This is a genomic window from Streptomyces sp. NBC_00466 (genome assembly GCF_041433995.1).
In the GTDB taxonomy this organism is placed as follows: Bacteria; Actinomycetota; Actinomycetes; order Streptomycetales; family Streptomycetaceae; genus Streptomyces.
The window spans coordinates 38,229-57,159 of the sequence record NZ_CP107897.1 but is presented as its reverse complement, the minus strand read 5'-3'; the positions used below and the strand labels follow the sequence as shown (position 1 = coordinate 57,159).

At 69.1% G+C, this 18,931-nt stretch carries 18 protein-coding genes and 1 pseudogene; 8 read left to right on the top strand and 11 right to left on the bottom strand.

Annotation, left to right across the window (positions count from 1 at the left end):
* Nucleotides 1-51: 51 nt before the first annotated feature.
* Both OG210_RS32840 and OG210_RS32835 read left to right on the top strand, forming a co-directional pair.
* Nucleotides 52-1,677, top strand: a complete 1,626-nt coding sequence (locus OG210_RS32840; RefSeq protein WP_328335963.1) for an FAD-dependent monooxygenase — start codon at nt 52-54, stop codon at nt 1,675-1,677.
* Entirely contained in the window at nt 1,674-2,372 is a 699-nt protein-coding gene (locus tag OG210_RS32835; protein WP_331719770.1) for an N-acyl homoserine lactonase family protein, read from the top strand. Before OG210_RS32840 ends, OG210_RS32835 begins: the two co-directional genes overlap by 4 nt.
* 76 nt (nt 2,373-2,448) lie before the next feature.
* Here OG210_RS32835 and OG210_RS32830 read toward each other — a convergent pair whose 3' ends face one another.
* The 4 genes and pseudogenes from OG210_RS32830 to OG210_RS32815 all read right to left on the bottom strand — a co-directional run bounded on the left by OG210_RS32830 (nt 2,449) and on the right by OG210_RS32815 (nt 6,765).
* Entirely contained in the window at nt 2,449-3,624 is a 1,176-nt protein-coding gene (locus OG210_RS32830; protein WP_328335965.1) for a cytochrome P450, read from the bottom strand.
* Nucleotides 3,625-3,641: 17 nt separating this feature from the next.
* Nucleotides 3,642-4,037, bottom strand: a pseudogene (locus tag OG210_RS32825) (hypothetical protein); the annotation flags it as partial.
* A gap of 76 nt (nt 4,038-4,113) precedes the next feature.
* Nucleotides 4,114-5,415, bottom strand: coding sequence for a nucleotide disphospho-sugar-binding domain-containing protein (locus OG210_RS32820; protein ID WP_328335966.1), 1,302 nt, complete (start codon nt 5,413-5,415; stop codon nt 4,114-4,116).
* A 153-nt stretch (nt 5,416-5,568) separates the two neighbouring features.
* Nucleotides 5,569-6,765 carry an amidohydrolase family protein gene (locus OG210_RS32815; RefSeq protein ID WP_328335967.1) on the bottom strand — a complete coding sequence of 399 codons (1,197 nt, stop codon included), beginning with the start codon at nt 6,763-6,765 and terminating at the stop codon, nt 5,569-5,571.
* A 268-nt stretch (nt 6,766-7,033) separates the two neighbouring features.
* Between OG210_RS32815 and OG210_RS32810 the strand changes: the two genes are divergently transcribed.
* The 3 genes from OG210_RS32810 to OG210_RS32800 all read left to right on the top strand — a co-directional run bounded on the left by OG210_RS32810 (nt 7,034) and on the right by OG210_RS32800 (nt 10,616).
* Nucleotides 7,034-8,524, top strand: a complete 1,491-nt coding sequence (locus OG210_RS32810) for an FAD-dependent monooxygenase (protein WP_328335968.1) — start codon at nt 7,034-7,036, stop codon at nt 8,522-8,524.
* Nucleotides 8,525-8,600: 76 nt separating this feature from the next.
* Complete coding sequence (locus OG210_RS32805) at nt 8,601-9,398, top strand: FkbM family methyltransferase (RefSeq protein ID WP_328335969.1); 798 nt, start codon at nt 8,601-8,603, stop codon at nt 9,396-9,398.
* Nucleotides 9,399-9,461: 63 nt separating this feature from the next.
* A complete protein-coding gene (locus OG210_RS32800) occupies nt 9,462-10,616 on the top strand; it encodes a nucleotide disphospho-sugar-binding domain-containing protein (RefSeq protein WP_328335970.1) in 1,155 nt (384 codons plus the stop codon).
* A gap of 65 nt (nt 10,617-10,681) precedes the next feature.
* On the opposite strand, the gene OG210_RS32795 is transcribed toward OG210_RS32800, so the two are convergent.
* A complete protein-coding gene (locus tag OG210_RS32795) occupies nt 10,682-11,098 on the bottom strand; it encodes an SCP2 sterol-binding domain-containing protein (RefSeq protein ID WP_328335971.1) in 417 nt (138 codons plus the stop codon).
* Nucleotides 11,099-11,318: 220 nt separating this feature from the next.
* On the opposite strand from OG210_RS32795, the gene OG210_RS32790 reads away from it, so the two are divergent.
* From OG210_RS32790 to OG210_RS32780, 3 genes are all read left to right on the top strand, one after another.
* Nucleotides 11,319-12,092 (top strand): NAD-dependent epimerase/dehydratase family protein, encoded by a 774-nt coding sequence (locus OG210_RS32790; protein ID WP_328335972.1) that lies wholly within the window; start codon nt 11,319-11,321, stop codon nt 12,090-12,092.
* Nucleotides 12,089-13,093, top strand: a complete 1,005-nt coding sequence (locus OG210_RS32785) for a beta-ketoacyl-ACP synthase III (protein WP_328335973.1) — start codon at nt 12,089-12,091, stop codon at nt 13,091-13,093. The genes OG210_RS32790 and OG210_RS32785 overlap by 4 nt, the downstream gene beginning before the upstream one ends.
* 69 nt (nt 13,094-13,162) lie before the next feature.
* The gene (locus tag OG210_RS32780) at nt 13,163-13,420 is read left to right on the top strand and encodes an acyl carrier protein (protein WP_328335974.1); all 258 of its coding nucleotides are present in this window, start codon (nt 13,163-13,165) and stop codon (nt 13,418-13,420) included.
* A gap of 137 nt (nt 13,421-13,557) precedes the next feature.
* On the opposite strand, the gene OG210_RS32775 is transcribed toward OG210_RS32780, so the two are convergent.
* The 6 genes from OG210_RS32775 to OG210_RS32750 all read right to left on the bottom strand — a co-directional run bounded on the left by OG210_RS32775 (nt 13,558) and on the right by OG210_RS32750 (nt 18,925).
* Nucleotides 13,558-14,415 carry an NAD(P)-dependent oxidoreductase gene (locus tag OG210_RS32775; RefSeq protein ID WP_328335975.1) on the bottom strand — a complete coding sequence of 286 codons (858 nt, stop codon included), beginning with the start codon at nt 14,413-14,415 and terminating at the stop codon, nt 13,558-13,560.
* A 75-nt stretch (nt 14,416-14,490) separates the two neighbouring features.
* Entirely contained in the window at nt 14,491-14,889 is a 399-nt protein-coding gene (locus OG210_RS32770; RefSeq protein WP_328335976.1) for a SchA/CurD-like domain-containing protein, read from the bottom strand.
* Between the two features lie 51 nt (nt 14,890-14,940).
* On the bottom strand, nt 14,941-15,678 hold the full coding sequence (locus OG210_RS32765; RefSeq protein WP_328335977.1) for an SDR family NAD(P)-dependent oxidoreductase: 738 nt from the start codon (nt 15,676-15,678) through the stop codon (nt 14,941-14,943).
* 1,138 nt (nt 15,679-16,816) lie between these two features.
* Nucleotides 16,817-17,734 carry an IS3 family transposase gene (locus OG210_RS32760; RefSeq protein WP_328335938.1) on the bottom strand — a complete coding sequence of 306 codons (918 nt, stop codon included), beginning with the start codon at nt 17,732-17,734 and terminating at the stop codon, nt 16,817-16,819.
* A complete protein-coding gene (locus tag OG210_RS32755) occupies nt 17,731-18,039 on the bottom strand; it encodes a transposase (protein ID WP_328335939.1) in 309 nt (102 codons plus the stop codon). Before OG210_RS32755 ends, OG210_RS32760 begins: the two co-directional genes overlap by 4 nt.
* Nucleotides 18,040-18,136: 97 nt before the next feature.
* Nucleotides 18,137-18,925 carry a hypothetical protein gene (locus OG210_RS32750; protein ID WP_328335978.1) on the bottom strand — a complete coding sequence of 263 codons (789 nt, stop codon included), beginning with the start codon at nt 18,923-18,925 and terminating at the stop codon, nt 18,137-18,139.
* Between the last annotated feature and the right edge of the window lie 6 nt (nt 18,926-18,931).

Genomic DNA, 18,931 nt, shown 5'->3' with positions numbered 1-18,931 from the left:
CGACAGACATGCCACCAAGCCGATCAACTGACCAGCCTCTGAGGAGAGACGATGGAAGATTTGAGCGTTCCCGTGCTCATCGTGGGAGGAGGGCTTGTTGGTCTTTCGGCGGCAGTGTTCCTCACGTGGCAAGGGGAGCGGCCGCTCCTCGTCGAGCGTCACTCCGGTACCTCGCTCCACCCCCGGGCCCGCGGTGTGAACGTCCGGGCGATGGAGCTGTTCCGCCAGGTCGGCCTGGAGGACGAGATCCGGGCCACCGAGTCGGCCGTCGCACTCGCCGACAACAGTGGCATCGTCCGGATGGAGTCCCTGGCCGGATTCCAGGCCCCGGGCTTCAACCGGGAGTACCTGGACGAGGACGCCCGGGACGTCAGCCCCACCGGCTGGACCCTGTGCGAGCAGGACGAACTGGAGCCGGTGCTCCGGGCACACGCGGAGGAGAGCGGAGCCGACCTGCGCTTCGGGCACGAGCTGGTCGGGCACACCCATGACGCCGAGGGCGTGACCGCCACCGTGCGCCACCGCGCCACCGGCAAGGAGTACGCGGTGCGGGCGCGCTACGTCGTGGTGGCCGACGGCGCCGCAAGCCCGATCCGCGAGCAGCTTGGCATCGCACGGCAGGGGCGTGGCGTCCTCGCGAGGTACCTGAACATCCACTTCCGCGCCGACCTCACCGAGGCGCTCGGGGAGCGGCGCTTCGTCATGGCGTACGTCCGCAACGCTGAGGTGACCGCGGGGTTGCTGCCGATCAACAACACCGACCGGTGGCTGCTGCACGTCCCCCTGGACCCGCAGGCTGACTCCGACCAGGACGGCTGGGACGAGGAGCGCTGCGAAGCGGCTGTGCGGGCCGCGGCGGGTGTCCCGGACCTGCCGGTGAAGATTCTGGGGGCCCAGCCCTGGCAGGCGGCGGGGCTGGTGGCCGAGACCTTTCGGGTCGGGCGGCTCTTCCTCGTCGGGGACAGCGCCCATGTCATGCCGCCGACGGGGGCGTTTGGCTCGGCCACGGGTATTCAGGACGCCCACAACCTCGCGTGGAAGCTGGCCATGGTGCTGCGCGGCAAGGCCTCCGAGGCGCTGCTCGATAGCTACGAGGCCGAGCGCGAGCCGGTGGCCCGGGCCACGGTACGGCAGACGGTGCTGCGCTCGCTGGACCGGCCCGGCCACGGCGAGCCGATCCCGGAAGGGGCGATCCTGCCCGACCATGTGGTCGCGCTCGGATACCACTACCCGGTGCGTGATGTCGCCCCCGAGGACGTGCTGGCGCGGGACGACGGTTCCGCCGCTCCGGGGACGCGGGCCCCGCACCTGTGGCTGGAGCGGGACGGTGTGCGGATCTCCTCACTGGACCTCTATGACGGCCGCGGGATGGTCCTCGTGGCCGGGCCCGAGGCGGGGGACTGGCCCGAGGTCGTGTCCGGTGCCTCGCTGCCGATAACCGTCCACCGGATCGGGGCACACCAGCTCACCGACCCGTCACAGCGGTGGGCCAGGACACACGGTGTTCCGGGCAACGGCGCCGTGCTCGTCCGGCCGGACGGATTCGTCCTGGACCGCTTCACTGCCGAGGACGACCCCCAGACCGCCCTCACTCAGGCGTTGAGCACGCTGTTGGGGCGCCGGCCCGGTACCGACGCAGCGGCCGCCGCGTCGAACGATGTCAGGAGTCATGGATGAAGCTGCACCTGTTCAAGCTCGGCACCACTCCGATCGGCACGCCCGTACCGGGGTACCTCGTCCAGACCGACGACGGCACCAACGTGCTGGTGGACACCGGGTTCCCGCGCGCCGCAGCGGGCCCCAAAGCTTTCATCAGCGTAGGACCCGACGAGGGCGTCGAGGCCAGGCTCGCCGCCCTCGGGCTGAAACTGCAGGACATCCACCTGGTGGTGTGCACCCACCTTGACCCGGATCACGCCGGCAACCACGACCTTTTCACCGACACCGAGTTCGTCGTCCAGCGTAGCCACTACGAACTCGCGACATCGAGCGAGCTGGGCCGGCTGGAGATGGCCAGGGCGAGCTGGGACCTGCCCCACCTGAAATACCGGCTGGTCGAGGGCGACACCGAGCTGCTCCCGGGCGTGCTGCTGGTGGAGAGCTCCGGACACGTCCAGGGGCACCAGTCGGTGCTCGTCCGGCTGCCCTGGACCGGCGCCGTGCTGCTGGCGGCCGACGCCATCCCCTCGACGGAGTTCCTCGACCCCGAGCAGCGGGCGATGACGCCGTTCGACACGGACGAGGCCGCGGTCCGTGCGAGCACCCGCAGGCTGGTCGAGCTGGCGGAGGCCGAGAACGCGCTGCTGGTCCACGGTCATGACGCGCAGCAGTGGCAGACACTGCGGACCTCGCCGACCGCGTACTACGACTGAGCCGGCCGGCCGGGAACGGCGCGGGGCGGCGGGCTTCCCGCCCCGCGCCGCGCCGTTTGTGTTGGGCGTCCGACGGTTACCACCGGACGGGCAGCGCTCGCGGACCGCGTTGCATGGTGCGCAGGTCCCAATCCAGGTCCTCCACCGCCACGTCCAGGCGCAGTCCGGGGAAGCGAGCGACCAGAGAGCCCACCGCGATGGCAAGTTCAGCACGGGCGAGCTGGGCGCCCAGGCAGCGGTGCGGGCCGTGCCCGAAGCCAATGTGCGGATTGGGGCTGCGGGTTACGTCCAGTCGGTCGGGCTCGATGAACACGGTGGCGTCCCGGTCCGCGGAGATCACGGCTGGCAGTACGGCCTCGCCCGCACGGATCAGGGTGCCGCCCAGCGACACATCCTCCAGCGCGACCCGCACCGTGCCGCCGCTGACCGCAGCTGGGGTGTACCGAACCAGCTCGTCCACCGCGCCCTCGATCAGCTCGGGCTGCTCGCGGAGCAGCTCCCACTGCTCCGGGTGCCGGAGCAGCGCCAGTACGCCTCCGCTGATCGAGTGGGCCACCGTCTCCACCCCGGCGACCAGCAGGGTGACCCCTAAGGTCACCAGCTCGTCCTCGTCCAGGCGTTCCTCTTGGGGGGCGTTGGCGAGGTCACTGAGCAGGTCGTCGCCGGGCCGCCGGCGCTTGTCCTGAATCAGCTGCATGAGGTAGCCCTTGAGTGAGGCCGTTGCGCCCTCGATCTCCTCGGCGGAGTTCGCGGTGACGCTGAGGTAGACCCGGGACCACGCCCCGAACTGCTCCTGGTCGGCGATCGGCACTCCGAGCAGCTCGCAGATCACCGTGACCGGCAGCGGCCTGGCGACCGTAGGGACCAGATCGGCGCCCCGCCCGGCCGCTGCAAGGGCGTCCAGCAACCGATCGGTGGTCTGCTGGATGCGCGGCCGCAGCCCGTTGATCCGTGCGGTGGAGAACGCCCGCATAGCGATCCGGCGCAGCCGGGTGTGGTCGGGCGGGTCCATGGTGGTCAGGGACCGGGCTTCCAGCGGCGCGCGCCGGGCCCGTGGAGCGCCGGCGCGGGCGGCCGCGGCCCGGCTGAAGCGGGCATCCGAGAGCAGCTGGCGGTTGTCCTCGTACCGGGCCGCGATCCAGGCCGTGGCCCCGGTCGGTAGCGCCACTCGGCGCAGGCCGTCCATGGCGCGCAGGTCGTCGAACTCCGTGGCGGGACACCAGGGTTCGATCGTCGGGAAGGGAAAGGGCATTGCAGGATTTTCAGCGGTCATCTCTGTCTCCTAGTGAGATGTGGAGTCCTGACGGGATGCGAGAACCCCTTTCTGACCTGTGTCCGTGGATTCGATGTGAGACGGGGAGTGCCCCTATGGGTTTGGTCAAGCTGATGGAGCGGCTTGGGGTTGTAGAAGGTGCCGTCGCGGAGCATCGCGAAGAGGACGTCGGCTTGTCGTCTCGCGAGGCAGAGGAGGGCTTGGGTGTGGTGTTTTCCCTGGGCGATCTTCTTGTCGTAGGTAGCTCCGGGAGGACGAATCGGCCAGGGCGGCGAATGCGGAGAATAGGAGGCCCGTTCGAGTTGCTTGTTTCCGCGTCGGTAGGGTTGTCCGCCGTGGATGGAGGAGCCCGAGCTGCGGGTTGTGAGTGGAGAAAGGCTGGCGTAGGCGGCAGAGGTCTCGTCCTCGAGGTCGCCCGAGCGGAGTACGTGGGCATCACGCGGGCGGCTGCTGCGACGACCCCGAGGTTCAGCGGCGAGTCGCGAGGACCGGCCGCCGGGTCGTGATGAGCTCTTCGAGGAGCACCGCCAACTCCTGTGGTGCCCGGTGCCTGGCGAAGGCGGTGCGTATCGCGCATGCTTTCCGCCGGTAGCTGCGATCGGTCAGGACGGTGCGCACGGCCTCGGCGAGGACCGGGACGGGCGGACGCTTCAGCCGCAGGTCGATGCCCAGGCCGCTCCAGGCGAGCCGGGCGCAGACCTCGGGCTTATCCTCCGTTACCCCAGCGGCCACGATCGGGACGCCGTGGGCGAGGGCGAGCTGGACCGTGCCGTAGCCGCCATTGGTGACCATGGCGCTGAGGTAGGGCATCAACTCCGCGTAGGACAGGAACGGTTCGACGTGGATGTTCGCCGGCAGCGAGGCGGCATCCAGATCAGGGTGGGACGCGCCCGCGGTGGTCACGACGACGGTGATGTCCTGACCGGCCAATGCTTGGACCGTCGGAACCACCAGCTCGCCCAGGTCACGGGCGCCGGTGCCCTGGGTGACGAGGACGACGGGCTGGTCCTTCTCCAGCTCGGGCCACCAGTCGGGCAGCGGGCCGGGCGGAGGAGCGGCTGGGAACAGCGGTCCGACGAAGTGCACCTGCTCGGGCAGGCGCCGTCGCGGGTACTCGAACTCGACTACGGTGGCCTGCGCGTATAGATACGGGGTGAGGTTGGCGTCGAACGGGCTGGAGCGAACCGGTGACAGGCCGAGCTCCCGCCGGATGACGTTCATCTGGTCGAGCGGCTCCGGGAACCGGCGCCGCTCAGACGTCTCGGTGTACCAGTTGCGGATCCGTAGCCAGGGCTGTCCCCCGGGAGGCCAGCCCTTCCCGAACGGTGGTACCCACGGGTCCGGAATGGCCAGGGGCGCCACACTGAGCGTCGCCCACAGCTCTCCGTGCAGCTCGTGCATGAGCGAGGCGGCGGCCATGGTGGAGTCGGCGAGTAGGACGTCCGCCCCGTGCCGGGCCATCAGCGCTTTGAGGTCGCGGTACTGCCCCGGCACAGGACGGACGAAGACGTGTTCCAGAAACCACGGCCCGCGGGCCTCAGGCGGCAGGGACAGGAACTCGGGGTAGTCATCGGCCAGTCGGTCGAGGTCTATGAATCCGCCGTCCTCTGGCGGTGCGAATTCAGCACCGGAGCGCGCAACCCGGTCGGCATAGGCGGTGCCCGTGTACCAGATCACCCGGTGCCCGCGTTTGATCAGTTCGGTCGCGACCGGGTCGAACGGATTGACGTGACCGCTTGCGGCCAAGGTGGCCAAGAGGATGGTGGACATCATCCGCTCCGTTCGAGGAGTCGTGTCCCCCGCAGCGGTCGGCGAAGGGACTGAGGTCAGCTGGCTGCCAAGGATTGTTTATCCCGCTGGACCCCGGCTGGACGCATGTGTGCGGCAGACCGTGGGCTCCCGCTCACGCGAGGCGGGGTCCGCTCAGGGCTTCCGGGTGACCTTGTCCCCGCACTTCCAGATCCCCCGGATGGCCCGGGTGGCGCGGATGTTCAGGGTGGGGTCGCCCGCCACCATGAGGAGATCCGCGCGCAGACCGGGAGCGATCCGGCCGCGGTCGGACAGCGAGAAGATCCGGGCAGGGTTCGCGGTGGCCGCGGTCAGCGCCTCTGGCGGGGTCAGCCCGGCGCGGACCAGCAGCTCCAGCTCCCGGTGCAGGCTGATGCCGTGCAGCCACATCACCGCGTCGGTCCCGGCCAGCAGCGGCACCCCGGCGGCGTGCGCCGAACGGACGGCGGCCTCGGCGGCCGCCACATCCACCGGCAGCCGTCGGGCTTTGCCCGCGCGGTGGCGCTCCAGCAGCGCGAGGTCCTCGGGGGCGAGATGGCCAGCCACAGCCGGGTCGTCGGCGAGGGTGCCGAGCTCGGTGCTGCCGGAGAACAACTCGACCATGCTGAGCGTGGGTATCGCGAAGGACCCGTACCGTGCGAGGGTCTCGCCGAACTCGGGCCCGGGCGTGCGATCGACGAGCAGGTGCGCCAGACCGTGCGCGCCGGCCTCCACGGCATCGAGACCGGCCTGCACGGTACCGGTGTGGACAATGGTGAGCATGCCGCGCTCACGCGCCGCGGCGATGACCGCCGCCATGGTCTCCTTCCGGATCACCGGAAGCGTGCTGTTGTCCATGTGGCCTGAGACCTGGCCGTCGTCGTAGTGGACCTTGATGTAGTCCGATCCTTCGGCGATCCGGGCGTCGACGAAGTCGGCGGCCTCCTCGGGCTCGGTGAGGGTCGGGATCTCCGGGAAGCGCGCCGAGCCGTGCCCGCCGGGGACGGTGGCGGCGCAGCAGGCCGAGCGGAGGTCAGCGAGGGACGAACCGAGCGGGCCGTCCTGCTCCTTCTTCGCGGCGGCCATCTTGTCCGGGAAGTTCGCCATGTCCAGCTCGGTGGTGACCCCCCACACCAGGGCCTGGCGCAGCGCGGCGCCGACGATGTGGGTGTGCGCGTCGATGAGCCCGGGAAGCAGGGTGCACCCCTTGCCATCCACCACCTCGGCGCCGGCCGGCACTGCGAGTCCGCGGCCGATCGCCTCGATACGACCGTCCTCGACGACCACGGTGTCGTCGACGTGGACGCGGTGTCCGTCGAAGATCCTTACCTCGCGAAAGACCGTCCGGGTCATGAGGCTCCTCCTGGGTATCCGGTGCTGCCATCGGGCGTCCACCGTGCGTCCAGCGCGCATGGTGAAGCTGGGGGCGGCTCAGGGGCTCTGTGCCCATGGAGGGGCTGTATTCGGGAGGGACTCGACGGGGCTGTGGGAAGCCGGTCGGATCCACCGTAGGCGAAGAAAAGGGCGACTGTCCACGGGATGCGGAGCCACCCCGCGGCGTTACGCCCCTGTTCGGTCTCGCCGATACGACGGTCATTCGAACAAACGGAAAGCGGAGGCCATGGCATCGGAAACCGAGGTTGTAGTGGTGGGCGCGGGGCCCGTGGGCTTGACCTTGGCGATCGAGCTCGCCCGGCGGCAGGTGGACTTCCGTCTCGTGGATCGCCGAGTGCAGCCGCGCCCGGGCACGCGCGGCTGCACCGTCTGGCAGCGCACACTGGAGACCTTCGACCTGATGGGTCTGCCGACGGCGGACTTCCGGGCGCGCGCGGTGGGTTACCAGCGCCGGGTCTACCACCCCTTCGGGGCAGCGGAGTTGGCCGTCAACCTGCGCGTGGCCGAGGGCCTGCACCCGCTCCCGCTGATCATCGGCCAGCAGGAGACCGAGCGTGCGCTGACCGAGCGCCTGCGGGAACTGGGCAGCGAGATCGAGCGGGGGGCGCGCGCCGTCGACGTGGACCAGGACGCCGACGGTGTCTCGCTCGCCCTTGAGCACGGTGACGTGGCCCGGGAGACGGTCCGGGCGGGCTGGGTGATCTCGGCGGAAGGCTCGCACAGCGTGCTGCGGGACGCGCTCGGCATCCCGTGGCGCACGACCCGCTTCGGTGGGACGCAGCTCGTCCAGGTGGACGCCTTCGCGCACGAGCTGCCGTCCGACGGCCCGGGCGAGGCGCACCTGTATATGACCGGGGACGGTTTCCTGGGGGACCTGCCGCTGCCCGACGGGCGACGCCGGCTGTTCGCCGCGGTCGCCGACCCGGATCCGGAAAACCGGCTCGACCCCTCCGTGGAGGAGATGGAGGCGTACGTCCGGAAACTCTCCGGCGCGCCGGACATCCGGCTGGAGTCGCCCCTGCACAACTGGCGGGTCCGGCTGCACAACAGCGTCGCTGCCCAGTTCCGCAAGGGCCGCTGCTTCCTGGTCGGCGACGCCGCGCGCACCGTCATGCCAGTCACCGCCCAAGGCATGAACACCGGCATCCAGGACGCCTTCAACCTCGGCTGGAAGCTGGCCGCGGTCATCGCCGGAGCCCCCGACCAGCTGTTGGACACCTACAACACGGAGCGCCTGCCGGTCGCCCACGACCTGCTGATGCGCACCGAACGATCGTTCTGGGGCGGTGTCGGCACGCCCCCCACTGCCGAGGCTGTCGCCACCGGGGTCGGGAAGCAGCAGCAGGCCCGCGGCGAGAGGGCTGTGGACTACCGGAGCAGCCCGCTCAGCCAGCAGTCTGCGGAGCACCCGGGGCTGGCGGCCGGTGACCGTGCCCCGCAGGTCGCGCTGCTCGGGGCGGACGGGACCGCGACCACCCTCTACGACGAGCTGCGCTATGGAGGGTGGGTGCTCATCGCCACGGCTGTCACGCCCGGTGCCCTACCCGGCGTCCGCGCTACGCGTTTTGCCGCGACCACCCAGGAGATGGCCGGCTACTACGCGCTGGCCCCGGGCGAGACGCTCCTGATCCGGCCGGACGGCTACGTCGGGTACCGCAGCGCATCCGGTCGGGACGAGGACGTGGTCAGATACCTGACCCAGGTCCTCGGCGGCTGAACGATGTCCTTGGAACGCACCGTTATTGCAGCGCATCACGTCCTTGGGACGCACCGAGAGAAACAGGAGGCAGGGCATGACTGGACCAGCGGCAGCGCCAGCTTACGAGACCTACGAGATCACGCTTCCCGGAGGCCGGAAGGTCCTGAGCCCGGAAGCCAACCAGGGGGTCGCGCTGTGGCAGGACGTCATGGACAACGACATTTACGCCCAGGCGGTGGCCGGCCTGTCGGCCGGTGACGTCGTCTTCGACGTGGGGGCAAACATCGGGTTCGCCGCCTACTTCTTCACCGACCTCGTGCCCGGCTTGCGGGTGTACTCCTTCGAACCCGCCGAGGCCTGCTATGCCTGCCTCAAGGTGAACGCGGCCCGTCAGCAGGCCGACATCACCGCGATCCAAGCTGCCGTCGGTTCGAAACCAGGGACGGCGGAACTGACCTACTACCCTAAGTCGCCCGCGCAGAGCAGCCTTTATCCGGACAGCGATGAGGACCGCCGCAACAGTACGGCCTACCTGGTCAACAGCGGTATCCGTGCGGACGTCGCGGACGCATTCCTGGCGACCATGCACCAGGGCCACAGCTACCCGGTCGAGGTCACCACGGTGGCGGCGGCCGTCGACGAGTACGGCGTTGACGAGATCGCCCTGCTGAAGATCGACGTGGAGCGGGCCGAACAGGACGTCCTGGACGGCATCGGCGAAGCCGGCTGGTCCAGGGTCCGCCGGGTGGCGGCCGAGATCCACGACACGGACGGTCGGCTAGATTCCATCACCCGGCAACTGTCCGAGGGCGGATTCAAGGTCGAGGTCGGTCAGGAACGGCTGCTCGCGGGAACCAACGTACGCATGCTGCTCGCTGCCAGGGACCGCTGAACACGTTGGCCAGGTCGGCAGATTCGTCGACCGAAGAATTTGGAGGGTCCCTTGAAAGTCCTGATGACGTCGATATCGGCCCCCGGGCACGTCACCCCCATGGTGCCGCTCGCCTGGGCGCTCCGTGGTGCCGGGCACGAAGTCGTGGTCTGTGGCCAGCCCAATCTGATGCCGGCAGTGCGCGGAGCGGGGCTGTGCGGGCAGCCGATCGGGGAAGCCTTTGAACAACTGCTCCATCTGCGGAACATACTGCCGGACGGCGCGACCCCAATCGAGGCATGGGGACGTGTGGTCGACCCGTTGTACGCGAGTGCCGCGAGGACCTGGGCCCACCAAGCTCACCGCACGGTGGACGCGTACCTGGACTTCTGCAGGTCCTGGGTTCCCGACCTGATCATTTCCGAGCCGTTCGAGTTCTGCGCGCGCCTGCTGGGCGGAGTCCTGGAAATCCCGTGGGTCCGCCACGGGATCGGCCTGACTGGGCGGGCCGCGCGCTTCGAGCAGAGTGCGGCCGAGGCTCTGATTCCGGTCGTTGAGCGTCTGGGGCTGAAGGACGCCCCACTGGAACCCGTGCTGACCCTCGACAATTGCCCGCCCTCGTTCGGGCAGACGGACGCCGCGGCGCATCGGCCCATGCGGTACGTCGCGTACAACGGCACGGGGATGGTGCCAGATTGGGCGCTGCAACGCACCAGCGCGCGGCGCGTCTGCATCTCGCTGGGCACCCAGACGCTCGTACTCAACGGCGTTCCGCTGCTGCGCCGGATTATCGAGGCGGTCTCCGGGATCGACGGCGTGGATGTGGTCGTGGCGCTGGCCGCCACCGACCGCGAATCCCTGGGCACAGTTCCGGAGGGAGTGCGGGTCGTCGAGTCCCTGCCGCTGAACGTGTTCCTCGACCAGTGCGACGTGGTGATCCACCACGGTGGGGCCGGCAGCTCCCTGACTGCGACCGCGTTCGGCCTGCCCCAGCTGGTCGTTCCACAGTTCCTCGACCAGTTCGAGTACGGCGACCAACTGGCCGCCGTCGGCGCGGGGATCACCCTGGACAGCGCAGGGAAGCAGAACAGCGCCCATGAGATCCGGAAGGCAGTGCTCGAACTCCTCGACAACCCCATCCGCGGGCGAAGTGCGCGGGGGCTGCGCGACGAGGTGCAGGCAATGCCGTCGCCCGGCGACACCGTCGCCGTGCTGGAGCGACTGGCCGCCACCGTCTGACAGTCGGGCGTCACCGAGCCGCGGACGGGACGAGAGGCCGTGCGGGCACTCGTCCCGACGCGGAATCAGGTGAGCTTGAACCAGTCCTTGAAACCGATCGCCGCGCCCAGGTTCCCCTCGGTTATGAGGCGCCTCTCGGCGCTGAGGTGGAAGCCGGTGGCCTCGCCGACGGACAGCAGCAGCAGATCCCCGAGCCCGACGGTGGTCACGGCCGTGGCGGACGCCGCCGCCCCCCGGCGGGCCTGGCACCTACCGTCACCCACGGCGACGGTGTACACCTGTTTTCCCGCGGTCGTCGAGACATTGAACTGGAACTCGCCCTGGATGCCTGACGCGTTCTCCGGGACGAAGGCCCCCTCGTACAGGGCGAAAAGCATCTCCAGGGCCTTCGCGGGGTCTCCGCAGCGCGCCACCGCCTTCGCCTCCGCCTCCTCGGCCGTGCCGCCTCCGACCAGCCCACGGAGTTCGGCAATGTTCTTCACGCGTGTTTCCATCATTGCTCCGATCTCAAAACACCTGCGACGTGCCCCCGTTCGAGCCGCACCCTCGCACCTCCCGCTGGACGCCCTATGGACGCTGTGATCGCGCACGGGGCGGCCGGGGTGCCAGCGGGGGTGACAGCTGGGGTCCAGCGATCCGCCAGAGCGCTGCACCAGGCTCAAGGGCGCAGGACTGGCAGTCTCGAGAAGGGATCGGAACGGCATGGAGATTGTCGGAGACGGCTTCATCGCCCGCCACTTGCGCCCATTGGCCCACCGGCATCCCGGCACAGTGGTCTTCGCTGCTGGAGTGTCGAGTGCTGGGGCGGTGGCCGAGGAGCAGTTCGCACGTGAGGCGGACCTGCTCTACACGGTGATCCGGCGCTGCACGGCCGACGGGCGGCGACTGGTGTATCTCTCGACCTGTTCGGCGGGGATGTACGGTGCCCAGGACAGCAGGGGGCGGGAGGACGAACCGGTCTTCCCCAGCTCTGCGTACGCGCGTCACAAACTGGCCCTGGAAGCGGTTCTGGCGGCCTCTCGGACCGATCACCTCGTCTTCCGGGTGACCCACCTGGCCGGTCCGGGGCAACGGGCACATCAGTTACTCCCGGGGCTGACCGAACAGATCCGCAGCGGCTCCCTCCAGGTGTACCGCGGCGCCTACCGCGACCTGCTCGACATCGACGACGCTGTGTCGATCTTCGACGCGCTGATGGCGGCCGCCGAGCCGCCGCAGGTGGTCAACGTGGCCTCCGGTACCTCGGTCTCGGTTGAGGACATCGCTGGGCACATCGAACAGGCGCTGGGCACCGTGGCGCGAAGGACCTACCGCCAGGTCGTCGGCGCATACACCGTCTCGGTCGATCGGCTCGCACAAGTGGTGCCGGAGGTGGTCATGCGGGTCCGTCGGGCGGATTACTACCGCACGGTTATCGACCGCTATCTGAGCGCGGCGCTTCCGTCGGCTCCGGCTGCCACCCAAGGGAACCAATGACGACGGCACGCCTGCTCACGACCGAGCGCCGCCACAGCCGCATCCTCGGCCTGGGCACCTACCGGCCCCGCCGGGTGGTGACCAACGCGGAGATCTGCGAGCGCATCGACTCAACCGAGGAGTGGATCGAGACGCGTTCCGGCATTGTCACCCGGCACTTCGCGTCGCCCGACGAGACCCTGCCCGTGATGGCCGTGGCGGCCGGCGCCAAGGCCCTGACACACGCGGGCCTGGAACCGGGGCAGATCGACTGCGTGATCGTGGCGAGCATGTCGAACCTGGTCCAGACCCCGGCACTCGCGGTGATCGTGGCCGATGCGCTGGGCGCACGACATGCGGCCGCCTTCGACCTGGCTTCGGCGTGCGCTGGCTTCTGCCAGGCGCTGGCGGTCGCCGGAGACCTGGTGTCGTCGGGGGGAGCCGGACACGTCGTGGTGATCGGAGCGGAACGGATGACTGACATCGTCGAGCCGACCGACCGTGGCATCGCGTTCCTCTTCGCGGACGGAGCTGGCGCGGTGGTGGTCGGCCCGTCTGCCGAGCCCGGGATCGGACCGGCGGTGCGCCGGGCCGACGGCTCCTACGCGAAGGCCCTGCGGATGGACAGCGACTGGGGCTCGGTCAGGGACGACCCGAGCCTGCCGCGGCCGTACATGAGGATGGACGGCCGCAGCGTCTTCCGCTGGGCGGTCGGCCAGATAGTGCCCGCCGGGCGGCGCGCTATGGCGGCCGCGGGGGTGTGCCCCGAGGAGCTGGCTGCCTTCGTCCCGCACCAGGCGAACCTGCGGATGACCGAGGTCATGGTCGACCGCCTCGGCTTGCCGGACTCGGTGCGGGTGGCGACGGACGTGACCGTCAGCGGCAACACGTCGGCGGCCTCGATCCCGCTCGCGATGGAACGGCTGCTGAGCGAGGGCACGGTACCCAGCGGAGAGCTGGCGCTGCTCATGGGGTTCGGTGCCGGCCTGAACTACGCGGGACAGGTTGTCCTGATGCCGTGACATCGGCAACTTTCGTACGTCGCACCGGGATGTGGGCGGCGAACACCGGCACGAGAATGAGGAGAGGCAATGCGGTTATTCACTGCGGCGGACTTCCAGAAGAACGTCGACGCCTGCGTGGGTGTCGATGACGCGGTCGTCATCGACGAGTCCAACCTGGAGGTCGAGTTCAGCGACCTCGGGCTGGACTCGCTGGCCGTCTACGAGGTGTTCACGCGTCTGGAGGAGGACCTGGGATTCCCCATCCCGGACGAGGACATCGACAACCTCAAGACATTCAGTGCGGTCCTGAAGTACGTGGAGGGCCGGCTCGCCGAGGCCCAGTAGGCGGGCTGAACGACCGACTCGCCGGGCCCAGGGTTCCGCTCCTGGGCCCGGCGAGTTTGTGGTGGGCGGCGGCGGGACTGGAATAGTGCCGCCGCCCACCGGTCTCGTTCGACCGGGCACGAGCCCCGGTCGCTGGGTTAGGCTGACGCCTCGCCGATGACCGCGGCGTCGAAGTCGCCCTTCCCGACATCAATAGCCCGCGCGAAGTAGGCCGACGCGGTCTCAGTCACTGTCAGCTCCAGGCCCAGGTCCCGGGCCTCCTCGACCACCAGGCGCAGATCCTTGTACATCAGGCTGGTCCGGAAGGCCGCTGGCTGGAACTCGCCACTGCGCATCAGGTCGGCGCGGAACGACATGACCTTGGAACTGAACCCGCTCGCCCCGATCGCGGCCAGCAGCAGATCGCGATCCAGGCCGGCCCGCTCGCCATACCGCACGGCATCGGCCAGCGAGGCGACCTGAGCCCCCAGCAGGAGATTGAAGGCCAGCTTCATGGCGGGCGCCTGGCCGACTGGCCCCAGCGGGATCACGCTGCTGCCCAGAGCCGTGAGCACAGGCTTGGCCGCCTCGACGTCCTCCGGGGTGCCGGAGGCGAGCACGCGCATCGAGCCCTGGCGTGCCTGCGCCGGGTTGCCGATGACGCAGGCATCGATCCAGCGTGCGCCCGTCTTCTCCACTCGCACACTCGCGTCGCGGGCGTACTTGGGCGAAACAGTGGAGGTATTGACCACCAGAACATCCGCTCGCAACTCGATGTGGTTGAAGAGGATCTCCTCAACTGCGCCCTCGTCGGCAATGCTGAGCACGAGGACATCGGCGGCGGCCGCGGCCTGGGCCGCCGAGTCGGCCAACTCGGCGCCGGCCTCCGCGACGGGCAGCGCCCGCTCCTTGGTCCGGTTGTACACGGTGACCCGGAACCCGGAGTCGAGCAGGCGGAGCGCCATTCCGCTGCCCATGCTGCCGAGTCCGATGAAGGCGATGTGTCGGCCGGTCATCTACGACCCTTCCGGTGATGTGTCCGCGGCCTCCGGCCGCGGACAGGACGGTTCGAACGTGCCAGGGGGACGAACTCAGAGCTTGGCGAGGATCTCCGGCGGCAGGCTGTCCACCGAGAGCTGGGACAGAACCCGCATCGAGCTGTTCCGGAAGTAGGTGAGGAACCCCTCCACGGTGGTGGTGTCGCGCGGCTCTGCCAGATACGGGGCGAGCTTGTGCTCGGCCTCCTGGACGCCGTCCTGGCCGGCCATGTGGCGGCCCACGTCCTCCAACGTTCCCTCGAACGTGATGAATCGCACCATCCGGTCGTCCTTGATGAACAGCGAAGTGGCCGTGATGCGCCCGACCTCGTTGCCGTCCTCGTCACGGATGATCGGGGAGCCCGCCCGCTTGAAGCTGGAGGCGGAGAAGATCTCGGCGATCTCCTCCTCGAATCCAGGCTTGATCTTGTAGGTGATGGCAGCGGTGGCCATAGGGGGTCCTTCCGGGTCGGTGGAATTGAGCGGGTTGACGGCGGACGGGGGTTACAGCCCGCCGTCGACGTTCAGCGTGATGCCGGTGACATAACGGGCGGCGTCACTGGCGAGGAAGAGCACGGCGTGAGCGACCTCATCGGCCGTCACTAGGCGCCCAAGCGCGGACATCCGTGACATTCGGTTCCGCACCTCGACCGGGAGACCGGAATCCAGGCCCAGGTCGACGATGCCCGGGGCAACGGAGTTGACCCGTACGCCCTTCGGGCCGAGTTCTTTGCTCAGGGCCCGGGTGAGCCCGGTGATCCCGGACTTGGCGGCGCCGTAGTGGGCACGCCCCGGCACGCCTCGCGCCGCAGCGGAGGAACCGATCGATATCACCGACGCGTCCTGGGCGAGCAGGTTGAGAGCGGCCCGGGTCACCCGGTACGCGGACGTCAGGTTGGTCTCCAGGACACGCTGCCACTCCTCCTCGGTCAGTTCGGCCAAGGGGGACGCGGCGTCGATGCCCACGTTGTTGACGAGCACGCCGATCTCGCGATCGGCATCACGGCAGGCCTCCACAAGACGGCCCACATCCGCCGGATCGATCAGGTTGGCCCGGACCATCCGGTGCTTGCCACCAGTCTTGTCAAGTGCCTTCAGAACAAGCTCGGCTGACGCCTCGTCACTGTGATAGCAACCGATGACGTCGGCACCGGCGTTGGCGAGGGCCTGCGCCGTCGCGAAGCCGATCCCGCGCGTCGCGCCCGTGACAAGTGCCAGCTTGCCGTCCAACCGCAGATCCACTGTGCCTCCAAAATCGGTGAACAGTTCGCTTCTACGGAGACTTTCGCGGGAAGGGCTAGAAGCTTGCTGGACAGCCCGTGTCACTCCGTCGAAGCGTCGGCGGAGTGCCGCCGGAGATCCCGTGCTCCCGTCCAAGCCGACCCGCCGCGCCGCCCTTCGCCGGGGGCGCTGGCGAAGGGCGGCGGTACCTGGCTGAGCGGCTCAGGGCGCTCAGGGCCCCAGCGGAGGTGGGCGAGGCCTTCGCGTTCCGGCAGGCGCGGCCGCGGGAGACCGGTAGCGGGTCCCGATCCGGGCAGCCGGGCGGAGGCGGCGAGCATACCCAACGGCGTCCTCGGGCAGCCAAGGGGCGGCCTCTTGGCCACCCGAGCTCCTGGCCAGCGCAGCTCCAGCAGCGCCTTGTGGGTGGCCGGATCTTCTCGGCGACTCGTTCGAGCCAGTCCAGCAGCACGGTCAGCTCCGCGATGGCCTTGACCCAAGGCCCGCCTGGGTCGGATCCCGACCCAGGCTTTGGTGATTTCGGCCGGCCGCCCAGGGACGCAAGGGCGTCCAGCTGCTTGCCAGTCGTCCTCGGGCGAACGAACACTCAGCCTCCAGAGACCGTCCAGGTTCGCCTGGAACAGTCTCCGTGGACGGGGTGCTATGGCATGTTCGGAGGCGTTGTGAGTTTGCGATCAGAAGGCATGTGCCTGTGTACGCGGCAGGGGGGACGGTGCTCCGGCGTGGTCCACACCGTGGGTGCGGACCAGACCGCGGAGGCCGCAATCCGGTCTGAGGAGTTGGAGAATGACCGGCATCAGTCCCTCGGGCCCCCCCTCGCTTCGATCGCGTCCATGGTGGCGTCGATTCTGTCGCTCGCGGCGAGCAGCCAGAGGCGGAAGGCGGGCCTTGACTCAAGGCCGGGTAGTTAACGTTTTCCCAGGTCACGCCAGGGGTGTTGAAGGTCTCTCGACGTAGCGCAACGAAGCTCGTTGGTACAGGTAGTCGTCCAAGACAGCCCGTTGCCGAAGGAGCTCCGTTGCCTGGTCGTTGTGTCCTGCCGCCGTCGATTGCGACCATCACCCGAACGGCCACGGTGGCCGCGGGCCGGTTCGCACCCGGTCATCTGGGTGAGGTTCCCCCGTTGGTCGGGAGTCGCTGATCAGCTGGTCAGAAGGGTTTGACGGGGTTTCAGGTTCGTTCGTTCGGCCGTTGCCTGATCGGCGTAGTGCTTCTCCTCGAACTCGATCGGACTGAGGTAGCCGAGCCGCTTCTGGATGCGCCGGGAGTTGTGAAAGCCGTCGATGTACTCGAACAGCGCCAGGTTCGCCTCGGCCCGGGTGGCGAAGACGCGGCCGCGGACGCACTCCGTCTTGATGATCATCCACAGGTTCTCCGCGAGAGCGTTGTCGTAACTGTCGCCGACGGAGCCCATGGATGCCTGAACTCCCGTGCGCAGTAAGCGAGTTGTGAGCTTGATCGACGTATATTGACAGCCGTGGTCCGCGTGATGAATGAGCTGTCCGGGCTCGACCTCGCGGGAGGCGAGGGCGTACTCAAGCGTGGTCAGGACCAGGTCGGCGTCCGCGCGGGCGGAGGTCTCCCACGCCACCACCCGGCGGGAGAAGGCGTCGCGGATCGCGGACAGCCACAGGGGACCCTCGCCGGTGGAGATCATCGTCAGGTCGGTGACCCACAGCCGGTTTGGTGCCGGTGCGGTGAAGTCCCGGTTGACCAGGTCCGGGGCCAGGGTGGCCTTCGGGTCGCGGCGCGTGAAGCCGCCCCGGCGCGGGCTGACGCCCGCCAGGCCGTCCTCGCGCATCAGCCGCTCGACCCGCTTGCGCCCGACGCGCACGCCCTCGCGTTTGAGGACGGCGTGCACACGCGGCGATCCGTAGATGCCGCCGGAGTCGCCGTGGATCTCGCGGATCTGCCCGGTCAGCTCGGCGTCCCGGCGCTGCCGTTCGCACGGTTCGCGCTCAGCGCGGCGCCAGCGGTAGTAGGTGGAGGAGGGGATGGAAAGTTCCCGGAGTACGCACTCGACCCCCAGGCGGGGATGCTCGTCAACGAGCGCCGTCACCTGGGCCGGGTCGGGTCGAGCTGCGCCGCGAAAAACGCGGAGGCCGTCCGCAGGACGTCGTTGGCCCGCTTGAGCTGGACGTTCTCCTTGCGCAGGGCCACGAGCTCGGCGCGTTCGTCGGTGGTGAGCCGGTCGTAGCGTTCGCCGGCGTCCGCCTCGGCCTGGCGGATCCACCCGCGTAGGGCCTCGGGATGCACACCGAGATCGACGGCCAGCTTCTTGATCTGGGGCTTCGGCTCGGAGGCGCGGTACATCCGAACCGCACGCTCACGCAACTCAAGCGAGTATTTCCGGGGTGCAGCCATGGTCACAGGTCCTCTCATGAGTCCCATCTGACCCTCTGTCAACATCCTCCGCATCTCGGGGGAACCTCACTCTTTAAGTACGGGTCCAGGGAGGGGTTCACGAAGTGGTGAGCGTGCCAAGTGCGTCCTTGGCGCAGGCGATGGCGGCGGCCTCGGCCGTGTCGCTGGGAACGTCCTTGAGGGTCAAACCGGAGTGGGTGAGCGCAGAGTAACTGATGGTGACGAGCGCGTTGCGCTGGACCACCGTGAGGTCGACGTGGCCGAAACCGCTGTAGGAGATGTAGAGCAGGGTTCCCTCATCACCGAGGCCAGGAACGGTCCGGTCGTCGGTGATCTTCGCGCCAGTGTGGGCCGCCGTGGTCCGGTTGGTGGTCAGCATCTGCTGGTAGATGGACTCCGCGTGCGGAGACAGCGTGACAATGACCTGTGCGTCGGCGTAGCCGGAATCCTTGCCCATCCAAGCCCCGTTTGACGAGGTCACAGAACCGACGGGCTTCGACACGGTGCAGGTGGCCCCCCTGATATAGCGCTCGACCGTCTCCGGGCGCAGCAGCGCACAACCGTCGACCAGCGTGGTGTAGGGCGCGGCGCTGGGGGTTGCCAGAACGGAGGAGGATGGCTTGCCGGGACCTGTCGCCGGAGTGGTCGGCGCGGCGGTTGGCGCCGGGTTGACGAGGTTGGCCACCAGGCTCAGTGCGAGGGCGACGGCGCCGGCTCCGGCCGTGAGGCCGCCTAGCAGCCATGTCCACCGACGGGTGGGGCCCGCAGGGCGCAGGTCCGCCGGATCGGGAAGGGTGGCCGGGGTGGGCTGCCCCGGCAGGACGCGGGTGGGCGCGACGTTCGGCAGTGACTCCGTCGCGGGCGGGGTTTCCTCGGTGTCGGCCATCTCGCG